Source organism: Acinetobacter sp. UBA6720, from assembly GCF_002454215.1.
Taxonomy (GTDB): Bacteria; Pseudomonadota; Gammaproteobacteria; order Pseudomonadales; family Moraxellaceae; genus Acinetobacter.
This window is the reverse complement of sequence record NZ_DKIK01000161.1, coordinates 1-13800: the sequence shown is the minus strand read 5'-3', so window position 1 is coordinate 13800 and position 13800 is coordinate 1. Positions and strand designations below refer to the sequence as shown.

Annotated in this window: 13 protein-coding genes and 2 pseudogenes; 9 read left to right on the top strand and 6 right to left on the bottom strand. The window is 38.8% G+C overall.

Translation table 11 applies throughout. The features are described from left to right. On the bottom strand, nt 1-334 hold a 334-nt coding region (locus tag B4F08_RS14015), incomplete at its 3' end, for a solute carrier family 23 protein (RefSeq protein ID WP_291374869.1). A gap of 170 nt (nt 335-504) precedes the next feature. Here B4F08_RS14015 and typA point away from each other — a divergent pair. The 3 genes from typA to B4F08_RS14000 all read left to right on the top strand — a co-directional run bounded on the left by typA (nt 505) and on the right by B4F08_RS14000 (nt 3444). Continuing rightward, a complete protein-coding gene (gene typA / locus B4F08_RS14010) occupies nt 505-2343 on the top strand; it encodes a translational GTPase TypA (protein WP_291374867.1) in 1839 nt (612 codons plus the stop codon). A 202-nt stretch (nt 2344-2545) separates the two neighbouring features. Further along, nucleotides 2546-2980 carry a large conductance mechanosensitive channel protein MscL gene (gene mscL, locus B4F08_RS14005; RefSeq protein WP_291374866.1) on the top strand — a complete coding sequence of 145 codons (435 nt, stop codon included), beginning with the start codon at nt 2546-2548 and terminating at the stop codon, nt 2978-2980. A 134-nt stretch (nt 2981-3114) separates the two neighbouring features. Next, nucleotides 3115-3444 carry a gamma-glutamylcyclotransferase family protein gene (locus B4F08_RS14000; protein WP_086208826.1) on the top strand — a complete coding sequence of 110 codons (330 nt, stop codon included), beginning with the start codon at nt 3115-3117 and terminating at the stop codon, nt 3442-3444. A gap of 55 nt (nt 3445-3499) precedes the next feature. On the opposite strand, the gene B4F08_RS13995 is transcribed toward B4F08_RS14000, so the two are convergent. Then, nucleotides 3500-3784 carry a peptidylprolyl isomerase gene (locus tag B4F08_RS13995; RefSeq protein ID WP_291374865.1) on the bottom strand — a complete coding sequence of 95 codons (285 nt, stop codon included), beginning with the start codon at nt 3782-3784 and terminating at the stop codon, nt 3500-3502. Continuing rightward, nucleotides 3781-4641: a bifunctional DNA-formamidopyrimidine glycosylase/DNA-(apurinic or apyrimidinic site) lyase gene (mutM, locus tag B4F08_RS13990; RefSeq protein WP_291374864.1), complete on the bottom strand. Its 861-nt coding sequence runs from the start codon at nt 4639-4641 to the stop codon at nt 3781-3783. Before mutM ends, B4F08_RS13995 begins: the two co-directional genes overlap by 4 nt. Before the next feature lie 370 nt (nt 4642-5011). Here mutM and B4F08_RS13985 point away from each other — a divergent pair. The 3 genes and pseudogenes from B4F08_RS13985 to B4F08_RS13975 form a co-directional block, all read left to right on the top strand. Then, nucleotides 5012-5284 (top strand): annotated as a pseudogene (locus tag B4F08_RS13985) (carbohydrate porin); the annotation flags it as partial. A gap of 158 nt (nt 5285-5442) precedes the next feature. Beyond that, the gene (locus B4F08_RS13980) at nt 5443-6558 is read left to right on the top strand and encodes an NADH:flavin oxidoreductase/NADH oxidase (protein ID WP_110973878.1); all 1116 of its coding nucleotides are present in this window, start codon (nt 5443-5445) and stop codon (nt 6556-6558) included. A 90-nt stretch (nt 6559-6648) separates the two neighbouring features. Continuing rightward, on the top strand, nt 6649-7572 hold the full coding sequence (locus B4F08_RS13975; protein WP_151707292.1) for an AEC family transporter: 924 nt from the start codon (nt 6649-6651) through the stop codon (nt 7570-7572). A gap of 39 nt (nt 7573-7611) precedes the next feature. Here B4F08_RS13975 and B4F08_RS13970 read toward each other — a convergent pair whose 3' ends face one another. Beyond that, nucleotides 7612-8418 (bottom strand): tetratricopeptide repeat protein, encoded by an 807-nt coding sequence (locus B4F08_RS13970; RefSeq protein WP_291374861.1) that lies wholly within the window; start codon nt 8416-8418, stop codon nt 7612-7614. A 293-nt stretch (nt 8419-8711) separates the two neighbouring features. Between B4F08_RS13970 and B4F08_RS13965 the strand changes: the two genes are divergently transcribed. After that, nucleotides 8712-8957 carry a hypothetical protein gene (locus tag B4F08_RS13965; RefSeq protein ID WP_004695190.1) on the top strand — a complete coding sequence of 82 codons (246 nt, stop codon included), beginning with the start codon at nt 8712-8714 and terminating at the stop codon, nt 8955-8957. Nucleotides 8958-9287: 330 nt separating this feature from the next. Beyond that, the gene (locus B4F08_RS13960) at nt 9288-10466 is read left to right on the top strand and encodes a PQQ-dependent sugar dehydrogenase (protein WP_291374859.1); all 1179 of its coding nucleotides are present in this window, start codon (nt 9288-9290) and stop codon (nt 10464-10466) included. Between the two features lie 44 nt (nt 10467-10510). On the opposite strand, the gene B4F08_RS13955 is transcribed toward B4F08_RS13960, so the two are convergent. Next, nucleotides 10511-12481: an AAA family ATPase gene (locus B4F08_RS13955; RefSeq protein ID WP_291374857.1), complete on the bottom strand. Its 1971-nt coding sequence runs from the start codon at nt 12479-12481 to the stop codon at nt 10511-10513. A gap of 69 nt (nt 12482-12550) precedes the next feature. Continuing rightward, a complete protein-coding gene (locus tag B4F08_RS13950) occupies nt 12551-13273 on the bottom strand; it encodes a YgfZ/GcvT domain-containing protein (protein ID WP_291374855.1) in 723 nt (240 codons plus the stop codon). 261 nt (nt 13274-13534) lie between these two features. Between B4F08_RS13950 and B4F08_RS13945 the strand changes: the two are divergent. After that, nucleotides 13535-13800: pseudogene (locus B4F08_RS13945) on the top strand (Fe/S-dependent 2-methylisocitrate dehydratase AcnD); the annotation flags it as partial.

Here is a 13800-nt window from a genome sequence, read left to right as displayed (position 1 = left end):
TGGCTGAACCAATCCCGATGATGGGACCAATAAAGTTAAAGCTGGTGCCTTGAACAATCAATAAGCCTGCGCCAAAGGGTCCAACTTTTTTACATTGTAAAAAGGTTGCGATGCCCGAAATCACCAAAGACATGGATAAAATCATGTTGGTGTCTTGTTTTGAAACACCTAAAGCTAAACAGATCAGTAAGCCGGGTGTAACAATTGGGACAATAATTGCGAGTAAATGTTGGAAGGCTGCAAGAAAGGCAATAAAGGGTTGTGGGCGGTCATTTAAACCGTAGACCAAATCAAGCTGATCTGGTTGATTGGGAGAGAGATTTTGATCAGACATATGTCAAAAGGCGTTAGCAAGATGGCGCTATTCTAATCGAGTTACACTGCTTTACAAAACAAAATGCCGATCAGTCGTTAAAAAAAATGAGCTTGTCAATAAACTGTCACTACTAAAATCTATAATTTTTCTGTATAATTTGCCCTCAAGTTTTAGGCTTATCGAATTCTATGTCAGATATCAAAAATCTCCGCAATATTGCAATTATTGCCCACGTCGACCACGGTAAAACCACACTTGTCGATAAATTACTTCAACAATCAGGTGCTCTTGGTGATCGCGCAGGTGAGATTGAGCGTGTCATGGATTCGGGCGCTATTGAAAGTGAACGTGGTATTACCATTCTTGCAAAAAACACTGCAATCAAATGGTTAGATGCACGTACGAATACTGAGTATCGTATTAACATCGTCGACACCCCGGGACACGCCGACTTCGGTGGTGAAGTTGAACGTGTAATGTCGATGGTTGACTGTGTACTTCTTCTTGTTGACTCTCAAGAAGGTCCAATGCCACAAACTCGTTTCGTAACGCAAAAAGCGTTCGCACGTGGTTTGAAGCCAATCGTAATTATCAACAAAGTCGACAAGCCAAGCGCGCGTCCAGATTGGGTTATTGACCAAGTATTTGATTTGTTTGATAACCTTGGTGGTTCTGACGAACAGTTAGACTTCCCAGTTGTTTACGCTTCAGGTCTTCGTGGTGTTGCTGGTCCATCTCCAGAAGAACTTGCTGAAGATATGACGCCATTGTTCCAAACCATCGTAGACATTGTTGAACCACCAGCAGTTGATGTTGATGGTCCATTCCAAATGCAGATTTCTTCACTTGACTATAACAGCTTCGTAGGTGTTATCGGTGTTGGTCGTATTCAACGTGGTTCAGTTGGTCTGAACACTCAAGTTACTGTAATTGATAAAGAAGGTAAGACTCGTAACGGTCGTATCTTAAAAATCATGGGTTACCACGGTTTAGAACGTGTTGATGTTGATTCTGCTCAAGCAGGCGATATCGTATGTATCACAGGTATTGATGAACTTCATATCTCTGACACAATCTGTGATCCGAAAAATGTTGAAGCATTACCGCCATTGTCTGTAGATGAGCCTACAGTAACGATGACTTTCCAAGTAAACAACTCACCGTTTGCTGGTAAAGAAGGTAAATTCGTAACTTCACGTAACATCCGTGAACGTTTAGACCGCGAATTAATTCATAACGTAGCGTTACGTGTTGAAGACACTGACAGTCCAGACCGTTTCAAAGTATCTGGTCGTGGTGAACTTCACCTTTCAGTTCTGATTGAAAACATGCGTCGTGAAGGCTTCGAGATGGGCGTATCACGTCCACAAGTAATCTTGAAAGAAGTTGATGGCGAAAAGCAAGAGCCATACGAAAACGTAACATTTGACGTTGAAGAACAACACCAAGGTTCTGTAATGGAACAAATGGGTCACCGTAAAGGCGAAATGACCAATATGGAAGTTGACGGTAAAGGCCGTATCCGTATTGAAGCAACTGTTCCTTCACGTGGCTTGATCGGTTTCCGTTCAGAATTCTTGACCATGACTTCTGGTACAGGAATCATGACTTCAAGCTTCTCGCACTACGGTCCAATGAAGCAAGGTACTGTTGCGAAACGTCAAAACGGTGTGTTGATTTCTATGGTTCAAGGTACTTGCCTTGGCTATGCATTGTTCACATTACAAGACCGTGGTCGTCTATTTGCTAAACCTCAGTTAGAAGTTTACGAAGGTATGATCATTGGTATTAACTCTCGTTCAGATGACATGACAGTTAACCCAACTAAAGCAAAACAGTTAACAAACGTACGTGCTTCTGGTACTGATGATGCGTTGACTCTTGTTCCAGCTGTTGAATATACACTTGAACAAGCGCTTGAATTCATTGAAGATGATGAATTAGTTGAAGTAACTCCTAAGTCTATTCGTATCCGTAAGCGTTACTTGACTGAAAACGAACGTAAACGTAACCGTTCTGGTAAATAAGTTTTAAAAATGAGGTTGCCCCATGCGGGGCAGCGCCATTTAAAAATGTCATCAATCACTTGATGGCATTTTTTTTGTTTAAAATTAGCAAACCTATGTATAAAAACAGATGATTTCCGAGTAAATTACGTGGAAATGAAGCTATAAAATTAATGTATACTTCGTCACATAAATTAAAGTCAAAAAAAAACTGGAGATTTAAATGAGTATTATGCAAGAGTTCCGCGAATTTGCGGTAAAAGGTAATATGATCGACTTGGCTGTCGGTGTGATTATTGGTGGGGCATTTGGTAAGATTGTTGATTCATTAGTGAAAGATATCATCATGCCATTGATTACCGTGATCACCGGTGGCGGTGTGGATTTCACACAAAAGTTCTTTGTTTTAGGCGATAACCCAAACAATTTACAGTCTTTAGATGAGTTAACCAAAGCAGGTGTAAATGTCCTGACCTATGGTAACTTCCTTACGATTTTAATTAATTTCATCATTTTGGCATGGGTAGTGTTCTTAATGGTGAAAATGATCAATCGTATGCGCCGTAAACAAGAAGAAGCTGTGCCAGAACCAGCGGCAACACCAGAAGATATCGAATTGCTACGTGAGATTCGTGATGAGTTAAAAAAACGTCAATAATGAAAAGACGAAGATAACAAAAATAAAACGGCACATCACGTGCCGTTTTTCTCTTTATGCTTGATGAAAAGACTGGTTTTTGTACAGATTTAATTTTATGATGCGCGCAGTTTGAACCCGTATTGTGATGCTGCATGAATCAATTATTTGTCTATGGGACCTTACGTCCAAATCATGAAAATGCTCACCTTTTAGAACGCATTGGTGGTATATGGCAAAAAGGCTATGTGCATGGCGTGGTCCATATTTTGGATTGGGGACCTGATAAAGGTTTATTTGCGATTGTACTTGATTCTAAGGCACCTGCTGTTGAGGGCTATTTTTTCTGTAGCGAAAAGTTGGCTGAACATTGGGATGCGTTGGATGAGTTTGAAGGGATACAGTATCAACGGGTAAAGGTGCAGGGGGTGTTAGCGTCTGGTGAACCTGTTGATGCGTGGACTTATGAGATGAAGGAAGCTTAATCAAGACCATGCTTATGGTGTGTTTGGACTTAAACACACCATATCTCGCTATATTTTAAAAATCCATACGGAATTTAATTTCTAATAAATGAAAACCAAATTGGCTTTTCACTGGGCCATGAAGTACTTTTTCTGCTGCAGTAAAGATCAATTTGTCAATCACTGGAACCAACTGACCTTTTTTCACTTCGCCGAGCTCACCACCACGCTTAGCCGAGTTACAGGTGGAATATTGTTTGGCAATTTTAGCGAAATCGGCACCATCGTGGATTTTCTTTTTCAGTTGTTCAGCGAGGTCTTTGTCTTTGACCAAAATATGACGAACAATGGCAGTTTTCATTTGGTTTTTCCTCGAACTATAGCCGTTGCTTTGGGCTTGGATTGCACTTTTTTCAGCGGTTGGCATTCTGGGCAAAACACCGAAGCGCGTTGTCCGAGTTTGATGTTTTCCAGCGTGGTTTCGCAGTTCACACACATTTCACCTGCTCGGCCATAAGCCAACAAGGTTTGTTGGAAATAGCCATTTTCTCCCATGGCGTTTGAATAGTCTCTTAAGGTCGAGCCTCCCAAGTTAATGGCCTGCTGCAAAATGCGTTTGATTTCGATCACCAATTGTTCAATTTGGCTATGCGTTAAACTCGATGCCACTTGCGCAGGGTGTATGCCCAAATTAAACAAACTTTCTGTGGCATAGATATTTCCAACACCAACCACTACATGATTATCCATGATTGCAACTTTTATGCCGACCTGCTTATTTTTCAGCTTTTGACTCAAATATTCAGTATTAAAATCTGTGTCCAGTGGTTCAGGCCCAAGCGTATCAATTAACTTGGCTTGTGAGTTTTCATCTAACCATAAGATACACCCAAAACGGCGCGGGTCATGGTAGCGTAGCTCGATATCTTCAAAACGAATAATTAAATGATCATGTTTTCGTAGAGGTTCGCCAATTTCACAAATCCGAAAACTACCCGACATGCCCAAATGCCAAAGCATGGTGTCCTGTTCAAAGCTTGCCAAAATGTATTTGGAGCGCCGACTTAATTGAACTAAGCGCTGTCCGACCAGTTTGTTGAGATCTGCGGGAATTGGCCAACGTAGACTGGATTGACGAACTTCAACGCTGAGTACTTGCTGATCTAACAACGGTAATAAACTGGCTTTGGTGGTTTCAACTTCAGGTAATTCAGGCATGGCAACGTAAGATGATAAAACGTGAGCTTAATATTGCGGTGTACACGCAATATTGCAAGTAGTTTTGGCATCTGTCTTATTTTTCTAAGCATTTAAAACAAAATGAAAAGCAGAATGAGTACTTAGGTAGGAGTAGAGAGCAATTTTTATAGGGACAATCTTTGCACCATTTAAATCAAATCTTATATCTATAATTATTGACTGTATTGATAACTTTTATGAATTAATAATAAAAAAATGCTGAGATCTTTCTTTGAAAATTATGTAATTTTCATTAAATTTTTTATCTAAATGAAGTGGATCTATATTCATTTTAAATCAGAGCTTAGGATTTCATACGATAGTTCACGCTTTATTATGTGCAACGGCAATGTCTGTTTTAGCGACAATGAGTCATGCTGAACAAGTTTTGGATGCTCATGGCCAGTACTTATTCGGTGACTGGCAGGGAAAACGAACTGAATTGGCGCAAAAAGGGATCAAGTTTGAAGCGAATGCGTTAACAGATACCAATTATTTAGCGGATGGTGGACGTAACACTGGTAGAAGTCTGACAACGACTTCTCAGTTTTGGCTAGGCACACAATTTGATTTAGAAAAGTTGGCAGGCTGGGAGGGATTCATCGTTCGTTTTGTTGCGACGTGGTGGATAATGCCTTGGTCTTGGGATTTGTAAGCTGCATTATTTTCTAAATGGATAGCCATAAAAGTGCAAAGGTTTGACAGCAGATTTGCACTTTTAGCGTTGAATGCAAGGCACTTTATTTGTTATAGATCATAGTGAGTACAGGGAGAGCTGTGATGTCATTATTATTTCAACCCATTCAATTTGGGGATTTAAAATTAACAAATAAAATTGTGATTGCGCCCATGTGCCAATACTCTGCCAATGATGCTGGTGAACTCAGCTATTGGCATGAGCAACAATGGGCCAATTATGCTTTGTCTGGTGCAGGCTTATGCATTGTCGAAGCGACAGCCGTACAAGCGATAGGCCGGATTAGTTTTGCAGACTTAGGACTGTGGAATGATTTGCAACGTGCGCAAATGAAGGCCTTACTTCAAAAAGTCAAAACACTCTCCCCAATGCCTTTTGCTATTCAACTGGCACATGCAGGGCGTAAAGCATCGACCGACCGTCCTTGGTCGGGAAAGGGGCAGATCAAACCAAATCAGACGCATGGTTGGCAAACGGTGTCTGCTAGTGATGTGCCTTTTAAGCCCGAAGAGCATGCTCCACATGCTTTGAGTGTGACAGAAATGCAAGACATCATAGATGACTTTGCCAGTGCCGCTGTGCGTGCAGTAGATGCAGGTTTCGAGCTGATCGAACTACATGCAGCCCATGGCTATTTGCTACATCAATTTATGTCGCCCCTGTCGAACCGACGGACGGATGAATATGGTGGAAGCTTTGAAAACCGCATTCGATTTACCTTAGAAGTGTTCCAAGCCATTAAACAAGCCGTTCCTGAAAACTATCCCGTGGGCGTGCGTTTATCTGCAACTGACTGGATGGAGTCGACCGCAACAGAAAGTTGGGATATTGATTCAACGGTAGGTCTATCCAAGGCATTGGAGCAACTCGGTGCAGCTTATATTCATGTCTCAAGTGGTGGCTTGCATGTGGAACAAAACATTCAGATCAAGGCCAAATATCAAGTACCTTTTGCTCATGCGGTGAAGCAAGCAGTGCAAATTCCTGTGATTGCGGTAGGACTGATTACAGAAGCCAAGCAGGCTGAACATATTTTGGAAGCGCAAGAAGCTGATGCAATTGGTCTGGCGCGGGCTATGCTGTATGACCCACGATGGCCGTGGCATGCCGCCGCAGAACTAGGTGGAAAAGTCTCTATCGCACCACAGTATTTACGGTGTCAGCCACATGGAATCAAAGATTTATTTTCTGCGTTCTAAGCCCATAAGTCTTTTTAAATATTTCAACTGAGTAAAGATGTGTTCTAGGATAGGTCTTTACTTACATCATCTGGAAAAGGAATAACTTGAATGATTTTCTCGGTAATTTTTCCAGTCTTTTTTTTGCTATTTCTTGGCTTCATTTCAGTCAAAATTCAATTGCTTGCTAAAGAACAAATTATAGCAATCAGTGCCTTTGTTATTAAAATTGCATTACCTGCTTTATTGCTACACGCCTTGGCATCAAAGGACCTGCATGAAATTTGGTATCCGTCCTATTTCTTTGTTTATGCCGTTGTGACTTTTGGTTTATTCATTTCGGCTTTTATTCTCGGTCAAAAGCTTTTTAATAATCACTTTACCCACGCTTCAGTCTTCTCACTGGGTGCATCTATGTCCAATACAGGTTTATTGGGGGCCGCTATTTTGACGCTGCTGATGGGGAGTGAAGCGATGATTTATATTTCATTGGTGGTGATCATTGAAAGTGTATTTTTGGTTCCATTGATGCTCACTTTGGCTGAAATAGGCCGACAAAGGCAAGCCAATGTTGCTTCCATTTTAAAGACTACATTTCTTACTTTATTTAAAAACCCATTGTTCTTGTCGGTGATGATTGGCATGAGCTGTGCGATGTTTGAAATTAAAATTCCGCATTTAATCGACCAAGTGTTTGCAATGTTAGGTCAGACTGCCTCGCCTTTAGCCTTGTTTATTATTGGTGGTGGAATGGTCGGTCTCACTATTCAGTCTTTTAACCTGCAAACGGTTTATCTGGTGGTGTCTAAAAATATTTGTATGCCAATATTGGTTTATTTAGGACTGACCTATTTGACTGCATTGGACCAAAAGATGATTTATGCAGGGACCTTGATTGCAGCCTTACCGATGCCATCTCTATTTGGTATTTTTGGGCAAGTGTATGGTTTGAATGAAAAAGCACTCACCCCATTGATGATCAGCACGTTATTGAGTTTTGTGGTGGTCAGTGTCTTGATTGGTCTTTGGTGGTAAAAAAATACTCTCCTTGGAGAGTATTTTTGAAGAAAATATTTATTTTTTAACCGCTGCTGTTGCAGGGGACTTGGCTTGATTCGCCATCATGGTTTCAACCTGTGCTAATGACTCTTTCGCTTGTGGCACATTTTCTTTGGCTAGAGCAGTAAAAATTTTCTTCGCCTCTGGTAAGTTCTGCGGAATGATATTGCCATTGGCAAACATATTGCCCACGGCCATTAGGGCAGGAATGTAACCTTTTTTGGCTAAGTCTTGAATGCTGTTGAGACCTTTTTGAATCGGCGCTTCTTGTTTGTTTTTAAAGCCTGTGCTGATGTCGTACAAGGCTTGTGCATGAATGGCTTGATAGTTGCCTTTTTTCACCAAAGGATCAAGTTTCTTCAGGGCTAACTTTTCAGACTCTGGTTTATTTTCAGAAAATAACAGCACGGCATATTCAACAGTTGCATCATCAAAGCCTAGTTTAGAGGCAGCTTCAAAGTGTTGTTTGGCTTTGTTGAGGTCTTGTGGCAAGCCTAAAGTGCCAGTGACATAGTTTTTCGCAAGCACATAATGCGCAACAGGGTAGCCTTTGTTTGCAGCATCTTGATAGAGCTGAATGGCTTTTTTCTCATTCTTCGCTGTGCCTTGGCCAGTCTGAGTCAAATAAGCCAAGTTGTACATGGCTTGTGGGTTGCCAGACTTTGCCAGTTTTTCTAAAGACTGATATGCCCCCGTCATATTGTTGGCTTTGACCATTTCCTCAATCTTGGCAAATTCAGGGTTGATGGTATCTTGAGTGGTGGCTGCAAGTGCAAGCTGGCTAGTGAGTGCAATTAAGCTTGCAAGTACGAGTTTCTTCATGTTTTATAAACCTTTTTCTTACACATAAGTCCATCTATGTGTGTATTTGTTTTGAGTCATTTCACATCATAAGTTGAATTGTGTGAATGTAAATATCTGAATTGTGTCTTGGTCTTACAAATTTCCGTTGATTGTGTTGATCGGTATATATTTTTCCAATACAAACCTCGTGATGTACGGTGGAAAGGACCGAAACGTGTTATTGGTAGTTGTAGCTGATGAGCTTCGTGTTTTATTAGGATTCTGGCTTAGATTCTGTTTAAATAGCGCTGAAAATGAGAAGCGAGTTCAGCATGTTTATTAAGTCAATTAAGCGAAATTATTTAAAAGTTTTGGCCGATGAGTCGATTCCAGATGGCGAAAAAATTGATGCCTTATTGATGAAATTGGGTGGTGAGTTTTTAGTGAGCAAAGATGACCGCGTGTATATCTTTGAAAAAGACGGTGTGACCGCAAAATTTGATGCTAAACATGCACGAGACTTTTCATTTAAAGACTATCTCTGCAAAGACATGAATAAATTGTTTCATGATTTTTGATATTTAATGTTCATTGAAAATAAGTGAATTGTTAAATAAGGCTCTAAAAATGGTTTAAGTTCTTGGAGGAGCTTTTTATCCAAGTACCGATGCTTGTTATAGATTTCTAAAGCAATACTTTTGTATAGCCATATAACGACAATGAAGGCCTTAATCCACTGTAAAGACGTTTGCAGTGGTTGGGCTAAAAGATAATATAAAATAATAGTTTGTATATGAATAGCCTATACGATTTTCTAGCAAAAGCATTTGACGCTATGCTCATCATTCAAGTTATATCATATAAAAAAGAAGCTTACTTTTCATAAGATGAATCGAGACCGATCTAAAATGATAAAAATATTCTCAATCTTATTTCTATGTTTATGTTGCTCAATGGCAGTTTTAGCAGGGCAGCCCAATCTTGTTCCTCATCAAATCAATTTGAAAAATGGGAAGCGTTTTTCTCTAAATCTCCCCGCAAATTACGAAATCATTCCTGCGGCTGAAGGTTTAAAACGCGTTCGTTTTTTTAGCAAAGCACCTGACGGGAGAATGTTTGTAACGGATATGCACGATTTGACCGACAATAAAAAAGGCATCGTTTATATTTTGGATGAATGGAATACTGAAACAGGAAAATTCGGCAGAATTATTCCTTATATGACGGGGTTAAAAAATCCAAATTCAGTCCAGTTTTATACCGATTCTCAAGGACAGGATTGGTTATATTTGGCTGAAACGCATCAGCTCACCCGACGAAAATTTATCCAAGGCGAAATTAAACCCACGGCTAAAGCTGAAATCTTAGCGACGTTTCCTGATTATGGCTTAAGTTATAAATATGGGGGCTGGCATCTAACGCGAACCATTGCCGTAGGTGGGAACGGCAAAATTTATGTCTCGATCGGCTCAAGTTGCAATGCTTGTGCCGAAAAAGAAAAAGTTAGAGCGACCGTTTTAGAAATGAACCCCGATGGTTCGGAACAAAAGATTTTTGCCACAGGCTTGCGCAATGCAGTGGGTTTGAGATGGATAGGTAAATTTTTATTTGCTACCAATCAAGGTGTAGATCATCTAGGTAAACATAAACCTGATGAAACTTTTTATGCACTTAAGCGTGATGTCGATTATGGTTGGCCATCTTGCTATTCGTCGAATGGTAAAATTATTGCAGATCCAAAATTTAAACGTTCAACAGGATGTAAAAATGTACCATCTCCTTACGCCTATTTCCCTGCGCACTCGTCGGCACTTGGTTTTGACTATTTTGATCATCCAAATACCGATGACACCATTAAAAATTCTTTTTTAGTGGCGTTGCATGGTTCTACGGATGCCACAATTGGTCATGGCTATAAAATTGTGATTATGCGCAAAGGGAAAAAACTACAGACTTTTATGGATGGTTTTTTAGTGGGTAAAACGGTAAATGGGCGACCCGCAGATATTTACCGTATAGATGCAAATTCATTTTATTTTTCAGATGATAAGGGTGGTGTGGTTTATTATGTGAGACGGAAAGAGTAGTTATAAAAAAGCCAAAGTATTTTTAAACTTTGGCTATGAGAGGATTACTGTTTTAAGTTATTACTTTCGTCAATATGCTGAAAAATACGTTCACAAAGTTTTTTTGCTTTAGGCGTTAATTGCCAATCAGGATTTTCGTCAAAATCTTTGATGATTTCACGGCAAAAGTCTAATTTTTTCTTAATCGTTCCTACTCCAGCGCCGTCAGCAAATGGATTTTTATAAGGATTTTGATCAGCTATCTTAATTGCTTCATCTAATAAACGTCCAATACCGTATTTCGTGTGATCAAAGTAATTTTGACTATTAATATTTGATATTAAATCAAAATTATAACCTTCTTTAGTGTCGTTATTCATTCGTTCAAAACGCTCTTGTGCAACACGAATGATTACTTCAAAAGGGAGGGTATTTTCTGTTTCTTTGCACGGTAGAAGGTAAAATTGTTCACCTAATGATTCAGTCAATTGTTCAACACGATTACCTTTTTCTTGAATATCGCCATCAGCAATAAGAAGCACACTACTTGTTGTGAGTAAAGCATTCATACCTTGATCATTTAAGTGATCAGTAAATTCATTACTAAAGTCCCAATGGACTAAATTACTTCCAGCATATTCAACAAATGTGTAGTGATAATTCGGCATAAAACGTCGATATTTCTTATATTGCTCGGCATCAGTTTTCTCTAATTCAGCTAAATATTTTTCCATATACTTGGTGATATACAGACGGTCAGTAATGCCTTCGACCCAAATGGTACAATTAGCTAAATAAACCGAAGATGGTTTTACACCAAGAGAGGCTAGTAGGTCACGATCTCGGTCACAGCGATAAATTTTAAAATCAAAGCCATCTTTAGGATTTTCTTTTTGTTGTTTTACAAACTTTTGGATGATGACTTGATCTGATTCATCTGCCATATCTAAAAGATGGTTTGAGTGAGTGGTAAAGAAATAATAATGATTGGTTTCATTCAAATAAAAGTTCATTAACTGACGAACCATACCTGCATGCATGTGAAGTTCTGGTTCTTCAATAAAGAAGGCATGAATATTTTTTTTATTTACAAATGCTTCATAAGTCAAGATAATGACTTGTTGTAAACCATCGCCAAGTTGCGAAATAGGAAATTGTGGTTCATTGCCAATTTTGATGTGTGGAATATTGTCATCGTGAATTGGAATAATGACAACTCGTTCATTATTAAAAAAATAACTTGATAAAGCATTTTGATAATCTTCTATGATTTGCCATTGATGTTCTTGCCCATTTCTAAATTTAGTCAAATTTTCATAAAAATTTTCACCAGTTATTAATCGCTCTTTGAATAGCTTTTCTTTTTGTTGTGAATCCATTCCTACCTTTATCACATTGTCAAAATAGTCGATGAATGTTCTGGTGACAAAAGGTGTAGGTATTGGTTGATTATTATGAGAAAGAAGTCTTAAGCCTCTTAATGTAGGTATATACCTGTTTTGAATTCCAGAAAATTTTGTTGATGACCTAAAATTATTAAAACTTTGTATTAATTTGTTGAGAAGATTGTTAAAAGTTTGATTTTCATCAAGTTCATAATTTGTAAGAAAATTTAATTTTTCAGCATGTTTTTTAAAATCTTCAGCTTCTAAATAATTATTTTTTTGAAAAAATGTTATAATTTCAATTAATTTTGAAAATTCATCATCTGGAATTGGTTTTGAATCCAGAATATATTTTCTAATGGAGTTATAGATATCACCTGTATATTTTTTTCTTTTCAATTGGCTCTTGCATTCTTTATCGATAAATGGAATTATTTCTTGAAACTCACTTAAATCCATTAAGTTTATATTATAAGTATAGAAAGTTTTCTTTGATAAAAATAAATTCCTCAAAAACCTACTTTTCCCTGCATTATTTTTACCAATAAAAAAGTTGAGTCGTTTTATTTCTATAATTTGATCATAATCTTTTTCATTATCAGAACGATAACCTTCTAAATTTTCAGCCCAATAGTATAATTTTTCAGTCATTAAAAAGCCCCAAAAACCAAGAATAAGTTTTAGAGGCTAATTTATCATAACATTCTAAAAAATATAAACTTACTGCGGTCTTGCCACATCACCATTTAAGTGTTCTGGTAAGTCTAAAACCGTCACATCCAGTTCGCTCAAAGACTCAGGACGTGCCACCACCAATGCGACATAACCGCCATCAATTGCAGCGCTGTTCACCACTTGAATACCTTTATTCAACTGTTCCGCTTGCGCAGGCGTACTGCTTGTACCCTGGATTAAATGCAACCACGCTTTTGGTTTGGCTTTAAACCATAAACGCGCAATCACTTCCTGACCCAAGTAACACCCTTTGTCATAGTGCACGCCTTCACGTTGGTGTAAACGAAGCTCTTGAGGTTGAAACACATGCTCAATCGCTTGGTCGATAAACGCTTCACCATGAGTAATGGCTTGCACTTGCCATGCTGCAATATCGGTATGCTCAGCAGAAAAGGTGGTACGGTCTTGTGTGAAGGTTGGAAAAACTGAACCCATAGGTTCAAGTTTCATTTTAGAGAAGGCACCAAACTTTTTAATGTGTTTGGCAAACTCTTCCGACTGGTCTTGAGTGGTGACAATTTCAAAATGTTCAGGGTTACGTTTTGTCAGCCACAAACCAAAGTGGATACGACCTTTCAAGTCACAAATGGCGGTGTATTGCGTTGTATTTTCAGCTAAAGCTTCAACGTTGACCGTCACTTGGCCTTGTAAAAATTTGAGTGCATCTACACCAATTAAAGTGAAAGAGGAGAAAGCTAGATCGCTCATGAATTGCTCGCCTACCTTAAAATCTAATACTAAAGAATTAGGGCTATTTTCCGCTATTTTTCAGAAAAAATCATATTTAGAGTAAATATTTAAAAGTTAATGTAACTAAATATTTCAAAACCCCCTGTTTTTATACCTAAGCTTATGAAATATAAACGATTTGGGAAATGGGTTTTCGACAGTGTAGTATGCCTAGCAGACAAAGATGAATTGTCTAGTAAAGACAGTGAAGAAAAATGAAACACCAAAGGCAGGAACGCTATGAACAATAATCACCGCAAACCACTGCAAGGCACCCAGCTAGAATACTTTGATGTGCGAGAAGCCGTTGAACAGATTCAGCCAGGCGCTTATGCAAAACTTCCATACACCTCAAAAGTATTGGCTGAACAGTTAGTGCGTCGTTGTGATCCTGCCATTTTGGAGCAGTCACTAAAAGAACTGATTTTCTCAAAACAAGATCATTATTTCCCTTGGTATCCTGCACGTGTGGTGTGTCATGACATCCTTGGACAAACGGCACTTGT

Bases quoted from the DNA above. Each gene is read 5' to 3' on its own strand.
- typA (WP_291374867.1), top strand. From the start codon at position 505: ATGTCAGATATCAAAAATCTCCGCAATATTGCAATTATTGCCCACGTC.
- mscL (WP_291374866.1), top strand. From the start codon at position 2,546: ATGAGTATTATGCAAGAGTTCCGCGAATTTGCGGTAAAAGGTAATATG.
- B4F08_RS14000 (WP_086208826.1), top strand. From the start codon at position 3,115: ATGAATCAATTATTTGTCTATGGGACCTTACGTCCAAATCATGAAAAT.
- B4F08_RS13995 (WP_291374865.1), bottom strand. From the start codon at position 3,784: ATGAAAACTGCCATTGTTCGTCATATTTTGGTCAAAGACAAAGACCTC.
- mutM (WP_291374864.1), bottom strand. From the start codon at position 4,641: ATGCCTGAATTACCTGAAGTTGAAACCACCAAAGCCAGTTTATTACCG.
- B4F08_RS13980 (WP_110973878.1), top strand. From the start codon at position 5,443: ATGTCATTATTATTTCAACCCATTCAATTTGGGGATTTAAAATTAACA.
- B4F08_RS13975 (WP_151707292.1), top strand. From the start codon at position 6,649: ATGATTTTCTCGGTAATTTTTCCAGTCTTTTTTTTGCTATTTCTTGGC.
- B4F08_RS13970 (WP_291374861.1), bottom strand. From the start codon at position 8,418: ATGAAGAAACTCGTACTTGCAAGCTTAATTGCACTCACTAGCCAGCTT.
- B4F08_RS13965 (WP_004695190.1), top strand. From the start codon at position 8,712: ATGTTTATTAAGTCAATTAAGCGAAATTATTTAAAAGTTTTGGCCGAT.
- B4F08_RS13960 (WP_291374859.1), top strand. From the start codon at position 9,288: ATGATAAAAATATTCTCAATCTTATTTCTATGTTTATGTTGCTCAATG.
- B4F08_RS13955 (WP_291374857.1), bottom strand. From the start codon at position 12,481: ATGACTGAAAAATTATACTATTGGGCTGAAAATTTAGAAGGTTATCGT.
- B4F08_RS13950 (WP_291374855.1), bottom strand. From the start codon at position 13,273: ATGAGCGATCTAGCTTTCTCCTCTTTCACTTTAATTGGTGTAGATGCA.